Source organism: Kitasatospora sp. NPDC059408 (assembly GCF_042751525.1).
GTDB lineage: Bacteria > Actinomycetota > Actinomycetes > Streptomycetales > Streptomycetaceae > Kitasatospora.
Genome location: NZ_JBHYWI010000049.1, coordinates 36,045 through 51,141 on the forward strand (window position 1 = coordinate 36,045; position 15,097 = coordinate 51,141).

General features: G+C 71.9%; 11 protein-coding genes. 7 read left to right on the forward strand and 4 right to left on the reverse strand.

Annotation, left to right across the window (positions count from 1 at the left end):
* Positions 1-108: 108 nt before the first annotated feature.
* Entirely contained in the window at positions 109-2,559 is a 2,451-nt protein-coding gene (locus ACFXDE_RS28360) for a DNA topoisomerase (ATP-hydrolyzing) subunit A (protein ID WP_380497510.1), read from the reverse strand.
* A gap of 251 nt (positions 2,560-2,810) precedes the next feature.
* On the opposite strand from ACFXDE_RS28360, the gene ACFXDE_RS28365 reads away from it, so the two are divergent.
* The 3 genes from ACFXDE_RS28365 (at position 2,811) to ACFXDE_RS28375 (ending at position 7,058) form a co-directional block, all read left to right on the forward strand.
* On the forward strand, positions 2,811-4,157 hold the full coding sequence (locus tag ACFXDE_RS28365; protein WP_380497511.1) for a M16 family metallopeptidase: 1,347 nt from the start codon (positions 2,811-2,813) through the stop codon (positions 4,155-4,157).
* Between the two features lie 20 nt (positions 4,158-4,177).
* Positions 4,178-5,542 carry a M16 family metallopeptidase gene (locus ACFXDE_RS28370; protein ID WP_380497527.1) on the forward strand — a complete coding sequence of 455 codons (1,365 nt, stop codon included), beginning with the start codon at positions 4,178-4,180 and terminating at the stop codon, positions 5,540-5,542.
* 322 nt (positions 5,543-5,864) lie between these two features.
* Positions 5,865-7,058, forward strand: coding sequence for an RtcB family protein (locus tag ACFXDE_RS28375; protein ID WP_380497512.1), 1,194 nt, complete (start codon positions 5,865-5,867; stop codon positions 7,056-7,058).
* 6 nt (positions 7,059-7,064) lie between these two features.
* Here the strand turns inward: ACFXDE_RS28375 and ACFXDE_RS28380 are convergent, their stop codons facing one another.
* A complete protein-coding gene (locus ACFXDE_RS28380) occupies positions 7,065-7,892 on the reverse strand; it encodes an LAGLIDADG family homing endonuclease (RefSeq protein WP_380497514.1) in 828 nt (275 codons plus the stop codon).
* 144 nt (positions 7,893-8,036) lie between these two features.
* Positions 8,037-8,318 carry an HPr family phosphocarrier protein gene (locus tag ACFXDE_RS28385; RefSeq protein ID WP_359964780.1) on the reverse strand — a complete coding sequence of 94 codons (282 nt, stop codon included), beginning with the start codon at positions 8,316-8,318 and terminating at the stop codon, positions 8,037-8,039.
* A gap of 229 nt (positions 8,319-8,547) precedes the next feature.
* On the opposite strand from ACFXDE_RS28385, the gene ACFXDE_RS28390 reads away from it, so the two are divergent.
* The 4 genes from ACFXDE_RS28390 to ACFXDE_RS28405 all read left to right on the forward strand — a co-directional run bounded on the left by ACFXDE_RS28390 (position 8,548) and on the right by ACFXDE_RS28405 (position 14,186).
* Positions 8,548-11,397, forward strand: coding sequence for a GNAT family N-acetyltransferase (locus ACFXDE_RS28390; RefSeq protein ID WP_380497515.1), 2,850 nt, complete (start codon positions 8,548-8,550; stop codon positions 11,395-11,397).
* 92 nt (positions 11,398-11,489) lie between these two features.
* Complete coding sequence (locus ACFXDE_RS28395; RefSeq protein ID WP_380439548.1) at positions 11,490-12,089, forward strand: DUF5998 family protein; 600 nt, start codon at positions 11,490-11,492, stop codon at positions 12,087-12,089.
* A 164-nt stretch (positions 12,090-12,253) separates the two neighbouring features.
* Entirely contained in the window at positions 12,254-13,441 is a 1,188-nt protein-coding gene (locus ACFXDE_RS28400) for an alkaline phosphatase family protein (protein WP_380439550.1), read from the forward strand.
* 88 nt (positions 13,442-13,529) lie between these two features.
* Positions 13,530-14,186 carry a thymidine kinase gene (locus ACFXDE_RS28405; protein WP_380439552.1) on the forward strand — a complete coding sequence of 219 codons (657 nt, stop codon included), beginning with the start codon at positions 13,530-13,532 and terminating at the stop codon, positions 14,184-14,186.
* Between the two features lie 22 nt (positions 14,187-14,208).
* Here the strand turns inward: ACFXDE_RS28405 and ACFXDE_RS28410 are convergent, their stop codons facing one another.
* On the reverse strand, positions 14,209-14,949 hold the full coding sequence (locus tag ACFXDE_RS28410; RefSeq protein ID WP_380497529.1) for a VOC family protein: 741 nt from the start codon (positions 14,947-14,949) through the stop codon (positions 14,209-14,211).
* Positions 14,950-15,097 lie beyond the last annotated feature (148 nt).

The window sequence follows — 15,097 nt, forward strand, 5'->3', positions numbered from 1 at the left end:
CGGCCGCCCCTCCGCGTCGCGGCACGGCCGACCGGCCCCCCAACGGCCGAGGAGGGGCACCCGACGGGCACCCCTCCTCCGCTCACCCGGTCGTACCGGCTGCGCCGGTCACGCCGGACCCGCGACCACCGCGATCGGCGTCGTCACCGGCGTACCCGAACCGTCCCGGCGCGGATCCCGCTCCGGCAGCTCCACCGGCGCGCCCTTCGCCGTCGCCGCCCGGGCCGGCACCGCACCCGCCCACGCGAACGTCAGCAGGTCCTCACCGCGCAGGAACCGCTGGCAGCGGACACCGCCCGTCGCCCGGCCCTTGCGCGGGTACTGCTCGAACGGCGTCACCTTCCACGTCGACTGCTCCTCGCCCGTCAACGTGCCCGACGCACCCGCCACCGACACCACCACCGCGTCCGCCGCCGGATCCACCGCCGTGAACGACAGCACCCGTGCCCCGTCCGCCAGCTTGATCCCCGCCATGCCACCCGCCGGACGCCCCTGCGGACGCACCTGACCCGCCGGGTACCGCAGCAACTGCGCGTCCGACGAGATGAACACCAGGTCCTCCTCGCCGGTGCGCAACTCCACCGCACCCACCAGCTCGTCACCCTCCTTGAGGGCGATCACCTCGAACTCGTCCTTGTTCGCGGGCCACTCCGGCACCACCCGCTTCACCACGCCCTGCACCGTGCCCAGCGCCAGCCCCGGCGACGACTCGTCCAGCGTCGTCAGCGCCAGCGCCCGCTCACCCGCCTCCAGCCGCAGGAACTCCCCGACCGCCGCCCCGCCCGCCAGCGTCGGCGACGGCGTCGGCGGCAGCGCCGGCAGATCGATCACCGGCAGCCGCAGCACCCGGCCCGCCGACGTCACCACACCCACGTCCGCCCGCGCCGTCGCCGGCACCGCCGACACGATCACGTCGTGCCTCGCCCGTGCCTCCGACAGCTCGAACGGCTCCCCGTCCGCCGTCCGCGCCAGCAGACCCGTCGACGACAGCAGCACCCGGCACGGATCGTCCGCCACCTCCAACGGCACCGTCAGCGCCGCCGACGGCACCGCGCCCGCCTCCAGCAGCACCGTGCGCCGCTCCGTCCCGAACTGCTTGCCCACCGCACCCAGTTCGGACGACACCACGCTGCGCAGCTTCGCGTCCGACTCCAGGATCTCCGTCAGGTCCGCGATCTCCGACAGCAGCTTCGCCTGCTCCTGCTCCAGCTCCACCCGGTCGAAACGCGTCAGCCGGCGCAGCGGCGTGTCCAGGATGTACGCCGTCTGCGTCTCCGACAGCGAGAAGCGCTCCATCAGACGCTCCTTCGCCTGCCCCGCGTTGTCGCTCGACCGGATGATCGCGATCACCTCGTCGATGTCGACCAGCGCCACCAGCAGGCCCTCGACCAGGTGCAGCCGCTCCTGCCGCTTGCGCCGGCGGAAGTCGCTGCGCCGCCGCACCACCGTGAACCGGTGGTCGACGTACACCTCCAGCAGCTCCTTCAGCCCCAGCGTCAGCGGCTGGCCGTCCACCAGCGCCACGTTGTTGATGCCGAACGTCTCCTCCATCGGCGTCAGCTTGTACAGCTGCTCCAGGAGCGCCTCCGGCACGAAGCCGTTCTTCACCTCGATCACCAGCCGCAGCCCGTGCACGCGGTCGGTCAGGTCCTTGACGTCCGCGACGCCCTGCAGCTTCTTCGCGTTGACCAGGTCCTTGATCTTCGAGATGACCTTCTCCGGGCCGACGTTGTACGGCAGCTCCGTCACGACGATGCCCTTGCGGCGCGCCGTCACCGCCTCCACCGTCGCCGTCGCCCGGATCTTGAACGTCCCGCGGCCCGACTCGTACGCGTCCCGGATCCCCGCCAGGCCCACGATCCGCCCGCCCGTCGGCAGGTCCGGACCCGGCACGAACCGCATCAGCGTGTCCAGGTCCGCGCTCGGGTGCTTGATCAGGTGCCGGGCCGCCGCCACCACCTCGGACAGGTTGTGCGGCGGCATGTTCGTCGCCATGCCCACCGCGATGCCCGTCGCGCCGTTCACCAGCAGGTTCGGGAACGCCGCCGGCAGCGCCAGCGGCTCCTGCTCACTGCCGTCGTAGTTCGGCCCGAAGTCGACCGTGTCCTCGTGGATCGACTCCACCAGCGCCATCGCCGCCGGCGTCAGCCGCGACTCGGTGTACCGCATCGCCGCCGGCGGGTCGTCGTTGCCCAGCGAACCGAAGTTCCCGTGCCCGTCGATCAGCGGCAACCGCATCGAGAACGGCTGCGCCATCCGGACGACCGCGTCGTAGATCGACTGGTCACCGTGCGGGTGCAGGCGACCCATCACCTCGCCCACCACACGCGCGCACTTCACGTGCGCGCGCTCCGGACGCAGGCCCATCTCGTTGGCCTGGTACAGGATCCGCCGGTGCACCGGCTTCAGACCGTCCCGCGCGTCGGGCAGCGCGCGCGAGTAGATCACCGAGTAGGCGTACTCCAGGAAGGAGCCCTGCATCTCGTCCACGACGTCGACATCGAGGATCCGCTCCTCGAAGTCTCCGGGCGGCGGGGTCTGCGAACTGCGGCGGGCCATCGCGGCGGGGCTCCCTTACGTCTCGCTTGCGCTGTGTCTCGGTCAGTCTCTGTCGCCATGCCGGCTGCCCCCGTCAACAGGGCGCGGCGCCCCCATTGTGGACCCTCGCACCGACACTCCCGGCCAGCGCCCCTCTTCCGCCCCTGGCGAACGCCCCCTCCGCGCGGACACATCCACGCCCCTCGCGCGTTGCACCACAATGGGGGACGCCACACGAACCCCGACATCGACGACGGGAAGGACCCGAGCGCATGGCCAACCCGGCCCCCGCCTCCAGCCGAGGCATCGCCATCACCGAGCACCGCCTGGAGAACGGCCTGCGCGTCGTCCTCTCCGAGGACCACCTCACCCCGGTCGCCGCGGTCTGCCTCTGGTACGACGTCGGCTCGCGCCACGAGGTCAAGGGCCGCACCGGCCTCGCCCACCTCTTCGAACACCTCATGTTCCAGGGCTCGGCCAACGTCTCCAACAACGGCCACTTCGAGCTCGTCCAGGGCGCCGGCGGCTCGCTCAACGGCACCACCAGCTTCGAGCGCACCAACTACTTCGAGACCATGCCCGCCCACCAGCTGGAGCTCGCGCTCTGGCTGGAGGCCGACCGCATGGGCTCCCTCCTCGCCGCACTCGACGAGACCTCCATGGAGAACCAGCGGGACGTCGTCAAGAACGAGCGCCGCCAGCGCTACGACAACGTCCCCTACGGCACCGCCTTCGAGAAGCTCACCGCGCTCTCGTTCCCCGACGGCCACCCGTACCACCACACCCCCATCGGCTCCATGGCCGACCTCGACGCCGCCACGCTGGAGGACGCCCGCACGTTCTTCCGCACGTACTACGCGCCCAACAACGCCGTCCTCTCCATCGTCGGCGACATCGACCCCGAACAGACCATCGCCTGGGTCGAGAAGTACTTCGGCAGCATCCCCGCCCACGACGGCAAGCAGCCCCCGCGCTCCGGCGAACTCCCCGACACCATCGGGCACGAACTGCGCGAGGAGATCCACGAGGACGTCCCCTCCCGCGCCCTCATGGCCGCCTACCGCCTCCCGCACGACGGCACCCGCGAAGCCGACGCCGCCGACCTCGCCCTCACCATCCTCGGCAGCGGCGAATCCAGCCGCCTCTACAACCGCCTCGTGCGCCGCGACCGCACCGCCGTCGCCGCCGGCTTCGGCCTGCTCCGCCTCGCCGGCGCCCCCAGCCTCGGCTGGCTCGACGTCAAGACCTCCGGCGACGCCACCCTCCAGCAGATCGACACCGCCGTCGACGAGGAACTCGCCCGCTTCGCCGCCGAAGGCCCCACCCCCGAGGAACTCGAACGCGCCCAGGCCCAGATCGAGCGCGAATGGCTCGACCGGCTCACCACCGTCGCTGGCCGCGCCGACGAACTCTGCCGCTACGCCGTCCTGTTCGGCGACCCCAAGCTGCTCAACGACGCCCTCCCCAAGGTCCTCGACGTCACCGCCGAAGAGGTCAAGGCCGTCGCCAAGGCCCGACTCCACCCCGACAACCGGGCCGTCCTCGTCTACGAGCCGACCACGGCCGACACCGACGCCGCTTCCGACGCCGCTTCCGAAGAGGAGGGTGCCGCCGCATGAGCACCGACTACGTCCCCGCCATGACCTTCCACCCCCAGCCCCGGCCCGGCACCCCGAGCCCCTGGGCCTTCCCCGCCCCCGAGCGCACCGCCCTCGCCAACGGCATCACCGTCCTGCACTGCCACCGCCCCGGCCAGCAGCTCGTCGCCGTCGAGGTCCTCGTCGACGCCCCGCTCGCCGCCGAACCGGCCGGCCTCGACGGCGTCGCCGCCATCCTCGCCCGCGCCCTCAGCGAAGGCACCGACACCCTCACCGCCGAGGAGTTCGCCGGCGAACTCGAACGCGCCGGCGCCACCCTCGACGCGCACGCCGACCACCCCTGCATCCGCGTCTCCCTCGAAGTCCCCGCCTCCCGCCTCCAGCGCGGCCTCGCCCTCCTCGCCGACGCCCTGCGCGCCCCCGCCCTCCCCGAGGACGAGATCGAGCGCCTCGTCGCCAACCGCCTCGACGAGATCGTCCACGAGCAGGCCAACCCCGCCCGGCGCGCCGCCAAGGCCCTCTACGCCGAACTCTTCGACGCCGCCGATCGCCTCTCCCGCCCCCGCAGCGGCACCGCCGACACGGTCAAGTCCATCGACCGCGCCGCCGTCAAGGCCTTCTACGACGCCCACGTCCGGCCCGCCACCAGCACCGTCGTCGTGGTCGGCGACCTCACCGGCGTCGACCTGCCCGTCCTCCTGGAGAGCACCCTCGGCACCTGGACCGGCACCCCCGCCGAGGCCTCCGTCCACGCCCCCGTCACCGCCGACGACCACGGCCGCGTCGTCATCGTCGACCGGCCCGACTCCGTCCAGACCCAGCTCCTCATCGGCCGCATCGGCCCCGACCGCCACCACCCCGACTGGCCCGCCCAGACCCTCGGCACCTACTGCCTCGGCGGCACCCTCACCTCCCGCCTCGACCGCGTCCTGCGCGAGGAGAAGGGCTACACCTACGGCGTCCGCTCCTTCGCCCAGCCGCTGCGCTCGGCCGCCGACGGCAGCGGGCGCGCGCTGCTCGCCATCAGCGGCTCGGTGGACACCGCCTCCACCGCCCCGGCCCTCAAGGACGCCTGGACGATCCTGCGCACCCTCGCCGCCGAGGGCCTCACCGACGCCGAGCGCGACGAGGCCGTGCAGTTCCTGGTCGGCGTCGCCCCGCTCAAGTACGAGACCGCGGGCTCGGTCGCCGGCACCCTCGCCGACCAGGTCGAGCAGCACCTGCCCGACGACTACCAGGCCGAGGTCTACCGCCGGCTGGCCGAACTGCCCACCGCCGAGGCCACCGAGGCCGTCGTCGCCGCCTTCCCGCCGGACCGGCTGGTCACCGTGCTGGTCGGCGACGCCGCCGTGATCGCGGACGACGTGCGGAAGCTCGGCATCGGCGAGGTCACGGTCGTCAGCTGACCCTCTCCGGTGCACGGCAGGCCCGTTGGAGCGATCGCCGCTCCGGCGGGCCTGCCGCGTTTTTAAATCCGTTGCGGGCCGCGGCCGTTCCGTGGATAGATGTTCCCCGGCACAGACGTACGAAGTCTGACTCTGACGAACGAAGGGAGGCGGTCACCATGCGGGTCGAGCGAACCATACGACGACGCTCCCCAAGGCCGCTCTCCCCCTGTGCCCTGGGCGCCTGAGCCCCCCCCTTTTCTGGTCTTCCCCGAGCCGCGCCGGGATCTGTTCGCGTGCGGCAACTCCCTGTGAACCAAGCGACCTTGGAGGTCGAACACCCATGTCGTACACCGAAGTGCCCGGAATCCGGGTCCCCATCCGGATGTGGACCGACCCGGCCACCGTCGAGGGCGAGGCCATGCAGCAGCTGCGCAACATCAGCTCCCTGCCCTGGCTCCACGGCCTCGCCGTCATGCCCGACGTCCACCTGGGCAAGGGCGCGACGGTCGGCTCCGTCATCGCCATGAAGGGCGCCGTCTGCCCGGCGGCGGTCGGCGTGGACATCGGCTGCGGAATGAGCGCGGTGAAGACCTCCCTCACCGCCAAGGACCTCCCGGACGACCTGTCCCGCCTCCGCTCCAAGATCGAGCAGGCCATCCCGGTCGGCCGCGGCCTCCACACCGACCCGGTCGACCCGCGCAAGCTCCACGGCTTCGCGACGGCGGGGTGGGACGACTTCTGGCAGCGGTTCGACGGTGTGGCGGATTCGGTCAAATGGCGTCGCGAACGTGCCATGCAGCAGATGGGAACGCTCGGCTCGGGGAATCATCATACGGAACTATGCTTGGATGATAGTGGTGCCATCTGGCTGACTCTGCATTCCGGATCACGGGGAATCGGCAAGGAGTTGGCAGATCATCACATGGGCGTTGCGCGCTCGCTTCCGCACAACCAGGGCCTCGTCGACCGCGACCTGGCGGTGTTCATCGCGCAGACCCCGCAGATGTCCGCCTACCGCAATGACCTGTTCTGGGCGCAGGAGTACGCCTCGTACAACCGCTCGATCATGATGGCGCTCCTCAAGGACGTCGTACGCCGCGAGTTCCCGAAGGCGAAGGTCGCCTTCGAGGACGAGATCAGCTGCCACCACAACTACGTGGCGGAGGAGCGGTATGACGGTTTGGACCTGCTGGTGACCCGCAAGGGCGCGATCCGGGCTCAGACCGGCGACTACGGGATTATCCCGGGATCCATGGCCACCGGTTCGTACATCGTGCGTGGACTGGGCAACGAGGCGTCGTTCAACTCGGCTTCGCACGGCGCGGGTCGGAAGATGAGTCGAAGCGCAGCGAAGAGGCGGTTCACGACGCAGGACTTGATCGAGCAGACCAAGGGCGTGGAGTGCCGTAAGGACAGTGGCGTGGTGGACGAGATCCCGGGCGCCTACAAGTCGATCGAGAAGGTCATGGCTCAGCAGACCGATCTGGTCGAGCCGATCGCCCACCTCATGCAGGTCGTCTGCGTCAAGGGCTGAGTTGCGTCAGGGGGCGGGGAATCGCCTCCCGATGCTCCTTTCGTCCGCCGTGAGATTCAGAAGCCGCCAACGACGGACCTGACAGCTGCTCGCGGATCGCCTGAGGGTCTTGGCAGCATCGGCCAGAGTCGGGCTCCCGAGGAGGATTGTGTCCTCTTCGGGGGTCCAGCTTCGCCTGGTTACCCGTTTCATGGCTGCCGGCCGGCGCCACGATCCCGCGAGTGCTGCCCCGGACTGCTTTCGGGGCAGCGACAGACAGCCGGTGTAGTAGACGTCGCTGGCGATGGCGACTGCCTCCTCTCGGGTGTACACGATGTTGTAGATTCCGTCTCGGCTGTTCCGGCGGAAGATGCGGCGCTCGGACCCCGACAGTGCTTCGGCATAGTCGGTGAAGAATGAGGCGATGGCGTCGCTCTTGGTCGTGAGGCCGACGAACGGAAGGTCCTGGGCGGTACGTCCCACCGAACCGTCGGCGTCGATCAGACCCCGCAGGTAGTCGCGGCCCGAGAACGGAACGGTCGGCGGGGCCACGATCTCGGACTTGCGCCCGACCGGCAGGCCCAGCGCCTGCAGTTCCTCGCGGAACTCACGGGCGCACACGGTCCACATCACCGACGTGTGGTCCGCCTTGAAGTTCGTGGTGCGGGTCCGGTAGCGGATGCTGCTGTTGAACGGGCAGAGGCGCTGGAACTCCTCCAGGATCGGGGCGTCCCGCGCGGAGAGCTCCACGGCGAGCCGGCCCTTGTTGCCGACTCCCTGGGTGAGGTGGCCGTCCGCCTGGATGAAGGCGAACATGTAGGCGTGCTCGGGTCGTTCGAGGTCGAAGAACGTCATGCGGCGAGCATGTGTGCGAGCGGGCGCCCGCAAGGGGTGATCGCTCACCAGTTCGCCGAAAGGTGTGGATGCGACCGAATCCGTGAACGCAAAGCGCCCGGCAGTGCTAAATGCACTGCCGGGCGCTGTCGCGATCCAGCCCGCTCAGGCGGCGGCGGGGAGTTCTTCGAGGCCTTCGGCGACGAGCTTGGCGAGGCGGTCGAGGGCCTCGTCGGCGTTCTCGGCGTCGGTGGCGAGGATGACCTCTTCGCCGCCCTGGGCGCCGAGGGCGAGCAGGCCGAGCATGGAGGCGGCGTTGACGGGGTTGCCGCCGGGCTTGGCGATGGTGATCGGCACGCCGGTGGCCGTCACGGCCCGGACGAAGATGGAGGCGGGACGGGCGTGCAGGCCCTCGGCCCAACCGATGGTGACGCGGCGCTCGGCCATGAGACGTGCCTTTCCGGTGAAGCTGGTCACGGCCGGGCTCGGGGAAGCGGCCATGTTGTCTAGACCAGTGTTGCACGCAGTCGACCTCGGCGAGCCGCCGCGTTCGGGAGTTGTGATTGTTTCTTTTCGGGGCATTTTCCTGGCATAAGGCCCGGCCAGTGGCCCTGTCCACCCTGCCGCGCGTGCACGCCGGGCGCCATTCGGCCCGCCGCCGGATAACCTGACGATCGTGGACGACTCCGCGGCGGCGCAGCACCCAGGGCATCCGGACTATCCGCAGCACTGGGAGGCCGACATCCTGCTGCGCGACGGCGGCACGGCCCGGATCCGGCCGATCACTCCCGCCGATGCCGGGCGGCTGGTGGAGTTCTACGAGCAGGTCTCGGACCAGTCGAAGTACTTCCGTTTCTTCGCCCCTTATCCGAAGCTCTCGGAGAAGGACGTCCGCCGGTTCACGCACCACGACTTCGTGAACCGGGTGGCGCTGGCCGTGGTGGTCCGGGACCGTTTCATCGCGACGGTGCGGTACGACCGGATCGATGCCGAGGGCCGTCCGTCGGACTCCGGGACGGATGCCGAGGTGGCGTTCCTGGTGCAGGACGCGCATCAGGGCCGCGGGGTGGCGTCGGCGCTGCTGGAGCACATCGCGGCGGTGGCGCAGGAGCGGGGGATCCGTCGTTTCCAGGCGGAGGTGCTGCCGGAGAACCGGAAGATGGTGAAGGTCTTCACGGACGCCGGCTACACGCAGCACCGGAGTTTCGCGGACGGTGTGGTGCACCTGGAGTTCGACCTGGAGCAGACGGACCGCTCGCTGGCGGTGATGCGGGCGCGGGAGCATCGTGCGGAGGCGCGTTCGGTGCAGCGGCTGCTCACGCCGCGTTCGGTGGCGGTGATCGGGGTTTCGCGCAATCCGCAGACGGTGGGGCGGGCGCTGCTGCGGGATCTGCTGGGCGGTTTCGACGCCGAGTTCGAGAGCAAGCGCGGGGACGGGGAGGCCTTGCGTCCCGTGTACGCGGTGAACCGCAAGGCTCCGGCCGGGACGGAGCTGGACGGTGTCCCGGTGTACCGCTCGATCCGGGACGTCCCGGGTCCGGTGGACCTGGCCGTGATCGCCGTCCCCGAGAGTGCGGTGCCGGCGACGGTCGCCGAGTGCGGCGCCCACGGGGTGCAGGGCCTGGTCGTGGTGACGGCGGGGTACGCGGAGACGGGCCCGGAGGGCCGTGACCGCCAGCGGGCGCTGGTGCGGCAGGCCCGTGCGGCGGGGATGCGGGTGGTCGGTCCGAACGCCTTCGGTCTGATCAGCACGGATCCCGGGCAGCCGTTGAACGCCTCGTTGGCGCCGCACCTGCCGCGGCGCGGCGGTTTCGGGATCTTCTGCCAGTCCGGGGCGATCGGGGTGGCGCTCCTGGAGGCCGCGCACCGCCGGGGGCTCGGCGTCTCGTCGTTCGCGTCGGTCGGCAACCGGTCCGACGTCTCCGGCAACGACTTCCTGCAGTACTGGGCGGAGGACGACGCGACCGAGGTGGTGCTGCTCTACCTGGAGTCGTTCGGCAATCCGCGCAAGTTCACCCGGATCGCCCGCCGTCTGGCCGCGGCGAAGCCGGTGGTCGTCGTGAAGGGTGCGCGCCACACCGGGAGCCTGCCGCCGGGCCACGCCGTGCCGGCCACGGCGACGGGGTTGCGCGACGCGACGGTGGACGCGCTGTTCGAGCAGGCCGGGGTCACCCGGGTGGAGACGATCACCGAGCTGTACGACACCGGTGAGCTGCTGGTCCAGCAGCCGCTGCCGCCGGGGGACCGGGTCGCCGTGGTCGGCAATTCGGACTCGCTGGGCCTGCTGACGTACGACGCCTGCCTGAGCGCGGGCCTGCGCCCCCGTACGCCCGTCGACCTGACCACCGGTGCGACCGGCGAGAACTTCCGGATCGCGCTGGACGTCGCCCTGTCCGATCCCGCCGTGGACGCCGTGATCGCCGTCGCGATCCCGCCGATCGGCACGTCCGCGCACGCGTTCATGGGCGGTCGGCTGGCCGGTCCGGAGGATCCGGAGATGGGTTCGGACGATCCGGAGATCGCCACGGCGCTGCTCGAAGCCGGTGAGCGGGCGCGGGAGTTGGGCAAGCCGCTGGTGCTGGCGCACCTGGCGCTGACCGATCTGCCGCTGCGGCTGCGTCCGGGCGGCATCCCGGCGTTCGCGGCGCCGGAGCGTGCGGTGCGGGCCCTCGCCCACGCCGTGCACTACGGGCAGTGGCGGCGCCGGATGGCGGAGGCGGAGGAGACGGCCCGGGTGCCGGAGTTGGACCGGATCGACGAGCCGGGGGCCCGCGTGCTGGTGGACGCGGCGCTGAACACCCGCGCGGCGGTCGCGGCCCGTACCCAGCCGGGCGGCGCCCGGATCACGCTGCCCGACGCGGAGACCCGCGCGCTGCTGGCCCACTACGGCATCGACGTCTCGCCGACCCTGCCCGCCCCGGACGAGGGGACGGCGGTGCGGGCGGCGTCGGCGTTGGGTTACCCGGTGGCGCTGAAGGCGACCGCCCCGCACCTGCGCCACCGCCCCGACCTGGGCAGTGTCCGCCTGGACCTGACCGGCGAGCCGGGCCTGCGCCGGGCCCACCGCGAGCTGGACGCCCTGCTCGGCGGGGCGGCGCAGGCCGAGCTGGTGGTGCAGCGGCTGGCGCCGCGCGGGGTGGACACCGTGATCGGCGCCACGGTCGACCCGGCGGTGGGCGCGATCCTGTCCTTCGGTCTGGCGGGGGCGCCGGCCGAACTGCTGGGCGATGTCGCGCACCGGCTGGTTCCGGCCACCGATCAGGACGTCGCCGGGCTGATCCGGGAGGTGCGGGCGGCTCCGCTGCTGTTCGGCTGGCGGGGCGCGGAGGCGGTGGACACGGGCGCGCTGGAGGAGCTGCTGCTGCGGGTGTCGCGGCTGGTGGACGATCTGCCGGAGGTCGCGTCGGTGGATCTCGAACCGGTGGTCGTGGCCCCGCACGGGCTGGCGATCCTGGGGGCGCGGGTGCGCATCGCGCCCCTGCCCGTCCGCAGTGATCTGGGCCCGCGCGCCATGAGCAGCCTGTAACCTTCCTTGGTTGCGCCTGCCCGTGGGCGCTGTTGTCCGAAGCTCGGCGCCGCGCCGCCCGCTTCGTCGGCGGACCATGCCAGGATGGAGTTATGGCGAAGACCGGTACCACCACCACTCAGGACCTGCGCTCGGCGATCGAGCGCAGTGGCTACTACCCGGCCCTGGTGTCCGAAGCGGTGGAGTCCGCGGTTGGCCCGGAGCCGATCAGCTCGTACCTGGTGCACCAGGAGACGACGTTCGACGCCAACGAGGTGCGCCGGCACGTCACCGTGCTGGTGCTGACCCCGACCCGGTTCGTGGTGAGCCACACCGACGAGCAGACCGGGGACGCCGCCGGCCCGTCGGTGCCACTGGCGACGACGTCGACGGAGAGCGTCCGGCTGGACCGGATCGGTTCGGTCGTGGTGAGCCGGATGGTGGCGAACCCGGAGACGTACACGCCGGGCACGCTGCCGCGCGAGGTCGTGCTGACGATCGGCTGGGGCGCGGTGCAGCGGCTGGACCTGGAGCCGGCGGGCTGCTCGGACCCGAACTGCGAGGCGGACCACGGCTACACGGGTTCGGCGACGGCTGACGACCTGTCACTGCGGGTGAGCGAGGCCGGCGACGGTCCGGAGACGGTCGCGCAGGCGCTGGTGTTCGCCCGGGCGCTGTCGGACGCGACGGTCAGCAACGGCCCGCGGGCCTGAGCCCCGCCCCGCCCGACCGCCCGCGCAGGACGAGCGCCCGCGTAGAACGACCGCCCGCGCAGGACGACTGCTCGCGCAGGACGACTGCTCGCGTAGAACGACCACCCGCCCAGAACGACTGCCCGCCCAGAACGACTGCCGCCGACCGCCACGAAACCGGATCCATGTCTTTCGCACCTTCCGACGGCTACGACGCCTTCGAGATCCTCGATCCCGCCACCGCCCCCGCTCCCGCCTACGGCAGCGGTTCGCTCTGCGACCTGCTGCCCTCGGTCGCGGCGGGGCTGGGCGTCGAGGGCTTCTCGGCGACGCTGCCGATCGCCCCGGCCGACCGCGTGGTGGTGTTCCTGGTCGACGGCCTCGGCTGGGAGCTGCTGCTGCGCCACCCCGAGTACGCGCCGTTCCTGTCCTCGCTGGCGGGCAGTTCGATGGGCGGTTCGGGCCGTCCGCTGACGGCCGGGTTCCCGTCGACGACGGCGACCTCGCTGGCGTCGGTGGGCACCGGCACCCCGCCGGGGCAGCACGGTCTGGCCGGTTACACGGTGGCGGTCCCCGGTGCCGGGTACCTGATGAACCAGCTGCGCTGGCAGCCGCCGACCGACCCGGCGGCCTGGCAGCCCTACCCGACGGTCTTCGAGCGGACGCACGCGGCCGGGGTGGCGACGGCGCAGGTGTCGTCCCCGCTGTTCGCGCAGACCCCGCTGACCAGGGTGGCGCTGTCCGGCGGCACGTTCATGGGCCGGACCACCGGCGAGGAGCGGATGGACCGGGCCGCAGCCTGGCTGGCCGAGCACGACCGGGCGCTGGTGTACACGTACGTCAGTGAGCTGGACGGCGCGGGCCACCGCTTCGGCGTGGACTCGGACGAGTGGCGGATGACCCTGGACGCGGTGGACCGGCTGGCCCGCCGGCTGGCCGAGCGGCTGCCGCCGCGCTCGGCGATGTACGTCACGGCCGACCACGGCATGATCGACATCGCGCCGGAGGACCGGATCGACTTCGACGAGGACTGGGAGCTCGGCGCGGGCGTGGCCCTGCTGGGGGGCGAGGGCCGGGCCCGGCACGTGTACGCGGTGCCGGGGGCCGCGGCGGACGTGTACACGGTCTGGAGCGAGGTGCTCGGCGACCGGATGTGGGTGGCGACCAGGGACGAGGCGATCGCGGCGGGCTGGTTCGGCCCGGTCGTGGACGAGCGCGTGTACGCGCGGATCGGCGACGTGGTCGCCGCGGCCCGGGACGACGTCGCGATCATCGCCTCCCGCAACGAGCCCGGCGAGTCGGCGATGATCGGACTGCACGGCTCGATGACCCCGGTCGAGCAGTTCGTGCCGCTGCTCGAAGTGCGCGCCTGAGCCGTGCCGCCGATGTCGTCCGCAGCGCCGCTGCCACCGCTTCCCCGGTGCCCGAACTCCCCTGATGTGAAAGGCCTTTGCTCCACCCATGGCTGAACTGGTGTTCTTCTCGGGCACGATGGACTGCGGCAAGTCGACGCTGGCGCTGCAGATGGACCACAACCACACCGCCCGCGGCCGGCAGGGGGTCATCCTGACCCGCCACGACCGGGCCGGCGCGGCGACCATCTCCAGCCGGCTCGGCCTGCGCGCCGAGGCGGTCGAGGTGACCGACGACTTCGACTTCCACGCGCACGTGGTGCAGCGGCTGTCGGCCGGCGGCCGGGTGGACTACCTGATCTGCGACGAGGCCCAGTTCTTCGCGGCCGGGCAGGTCGACCAGCTGGCCCGGGTGGTGGACGAACTCGACATCGACGTCTACACGTTCGGGATCACGACGGACTTCCGCACCCGGCTCTTCCCGGGCTCGCAGCGGCTGATCGAGCTGGCCGACCGGGTCGAGGTGCTGCAGGTGGAGGCGCTGTGCTGGTGCGGCGCGCGGGCCACCCACAACGCGCGGACGGTCGGCGGCGTGATGGTCGTCGAGGGCGCGCAGGTCGTGATCGGCGACATCTCGGTGAAGGAGGACGAGGTCGGCTACGAGGTGCTGTGCCGACGGCATCACCGCCGTCGCCTGACCGCGGCGACCGCCCGTGCCTCGGTGCTCTCCCCGGACGTGCTCCCCTTCGAGCAGTCCCAGTCGTGAGGCCGGTCCCGGGCCGTCGTTCCTAGCGGGGTTCCAGGACGGAGAAGTGCCCGCCCTGCGGGTCGGCCAGCCGGGCGGCCCGGCCGCGCGCGGTGTCGTGCGGCTCGACCAGGACCCGGCCGCCGAGTTCGGTGGCGCGCCGGGCGGTGAGCGCGGCGTCGCGGACGGCGAAGTGGATCCGCCAGCGGGGCGGGTGGCCGCGCAGTTCGGCGCCGTGCCGGATGCCGGCGACCGGCCGGCCCTGCACGAGCAGCGCGGATTCGTCGGCGCCGGGCCGGAGGGTGCGGCCGAGGACGGTGGCGTAGAACGCGGCGGAGCCCTCGGCGTCGGTGGTGAGCAGTTCGGCCCACGCGGGGCCGCCGGGTTCGGGTCCGGCCTCGCGGCCGACGTGCTCCTCGCCCTGCCACAGGCCGAAGACGGCGCCGGAGACGTCGGCGGCGATGGCCATCCGTCCGGCGCGTTCGGCCTGGAGGGGCCCGACGGCGACGGTGCCGCCGCACTCGCGCACGAGCTGGGCGGCGGAGTCGGCGCTGTCCACGGCGAAGTAGGTGGTCCACTGCACCGGGAAGCCGGTGGCGCTGGAGACACCGAGGCCGGCGACCGGTTCACCGTCGAGCTCGGCCCGGACGTAGTCGCCGAGTTGGGCCGGTCCGGGGGAGTAGCTCCAGCCGAGCAGGTCGCCGTAGAACGCTCGGGCGCCGGCCAGGTCGTCGGTCAGCAGGCTGACCCAGCAGGGCGTGCCCTGGGCGAGCCGGAGTTTCACCGCGGGCAATGCGGGCCTCCTCACGGGCGGTTGGCGCACGGAATTCGCGCACGCGAGGGTGATGCTTCCACTCCGGCGCGCGACCAACCCTTCGGCCGCGCGGAAATTCCGGCAAAGACCGCACAAAGAGCGGCGGTTCGGCCGCGCT

Coding starts and splice junctions, on each gene's coding strand:
- ACFXDE_RS28370 (WP_380497527.1), top strand. CDS start 4,178: ATGACCTTCCACCCCCAGCCCCGGCCCGGCACCCCGAGCCCCTGGGCC.
- ACFXDE_RS28395 (WP_380439548.1), top strand. CDS start 11,490: ATGGCGAAGACCGGTACCACCACCACTCAGGACCTGCGCTCGGCGATC.
- ACFXDE_RS28380 (WP_380497514.1), bottom strand. CDS start 7,892: ATGACGTTCTTCGACCTCGAACGACCCGAGCACGCCTACATGTTCGCC.
- ACFXDE_RS28405 (WP_380439552.1), top strand. CDS start 13,530: ATGGCTGAACTGGTGTTCTTCTCGGGCACGATGGACTGCGGCAAGTCG.
- ACFXDE_RS28365 (WP_380497511.1), top strand. CDS start 2,811: ATGGCCAACCCGGCCCCCGCCTCCAGCCGAGGCATCGCCATCACCGAG.
- ACFXDE_RS28375 (WP_380497512.1), top strand. CDS start 5,865: ATGTCGTACACCGAAGTGCCCGGAATCCGGGTCCCCATCCGGATGTGG.
- ACFXDE_RS28360 (WP_380497510.1), bottom strand. CDS start 2,559: ATGGCCCGCCGCAGTTCGCAGACCCCGCCGCCCGGAGACTTCGAGGAG.
- ACFXDE_RS28385 (WP_359964780.1), bottom strand. CDS start 8,318: ATGGCCGAGCGCCGCGTCACCATCGGTTGGGCCGAGGGCCTGCACGCC.
- ACFXDE_RS28400 (WP_380439550.1), top strand. CDS start 12,254: ATGTCTTTCGCACCTTCCGACGGCTACGACGCCTTCGAGATCCTCGAT.